Origin of the sequence: Acinetobacter sp. YH16044 (genome assembly GCF_013417145.1) — a bacterium.
Lineage (GTDB): Bacteria > Pseudomonadota > Gammaproteobacteria > Pseudomonadales > Moraxellaceae > Acinetobacter > Acinetobacter amyesii.
Map to the genome: position 1 here is coordinate 1 of NZ_VPEK01000173.1, position 1,156 is coordinate 1,156.

At 42.8% G+C, this 1,156-nt stretch carries 1 protein-coding gene; it reads left to right on the top strand.

The window, feature by feature from the left end; all coding sequences use genetic code 11:
- The coding region (locus FTV38_RS17820) for a protein rep (protein ID WP_180023080.1) at nucleotides 1–747 on the top strand (747 nt) is incomplete at its 5' end.
- Between the last annotated feature and the right edge of the window lie 409 nt (nucleotides 748–1,156).

Consider the following 1,156-nt stretch of genomic DNA (forward strand, 5'->3'; position numbering starts at 1 on the left):
AGCGAGTTCTGTAAGGTTCAAGGTGCTATGTATTCTTACGAGAATACATATAACGAGAAAACAGGTGAATGGCATCCGCATATTCATATGTTCGCCTTAGTTGATCAATGGATTGATCAGCAGGAATTTTCAGAATATTGGCATAGCATCACTGGTGATTCGATGGTGGTCGATGTCCGCAGGGCAAAAAAAGAAAAAGGTCACGGCTATAGCAAAGCGGCTGCCGAAGTCTGTAAGTATGCTTTGAAGTTTGGCGATCTGTCCGTTGAAAAGACTTGGGAAGCGTTTAAGGTTCTCAAGGGCAAGCGTTTAACAGGTTCATTCGGTTTGTTATGGGGTGTCAAAATTCCTGACACAATGACAGATGATATGCCTGACGATAAGACTTTGCCTTATCTCGAAATGCTGTACAAATTTGCCTATGGCAAAAAATCTTATTACGACTTACTCATCACAAGACACGTAGAACCGCAGGCGGGAGAGCGCGCGGGATTGGGAGGAGCTTCGACGACTGAGACTGAGCGATATAGCGCGTGCGGTCTAAGTGTGGACGATGCGAGGACGTTGCCGGTGCGAGGGCACGCAGTCACGGAACGACCGCAGCGAGTACATAGAAAAGCTCACTGGAGAATCCCTCCTAAAATTCGTGTACGGATTAAGGAACGTATCCATAGATGGGACGGATTTTTATATAACATTGATCTTTTCCCATATGTCGAACGTAGGCTATTAGCATTCATCGAGTAACTTACGAACTTTGAGTGAAACGAAAAGTGTAGTAAGTACACTTTCTCCAGTAGCCGAGCGAGTGTCTACGAGCGACCACTCCGAAATTAAAATTTCAAAGCCTTCCTTTCCCTGATTACAAGCTCCCATCTGATTTCAGATCGGGAGCTTTTAGCCATCCCGCATGGGTGGCGACGCATTGACATTCTTTTTTAAATCTATAATATTCTAAAAACAATCTAATAGAATCTAATGGAATCTTTAAAATGTTATTCAAATCTCTAGGTGTTGCAATGGCTACAAATTCTGCTTCTAGCTCTGACGAAGATACTAAGGCAGTAACTATTCGTTTAACTGATAATGAAATTCAGATTTATGACACAGTTGCTAAGTCAATGGGTTTGACTCGTCAAGACTTTTTGTCTCACAT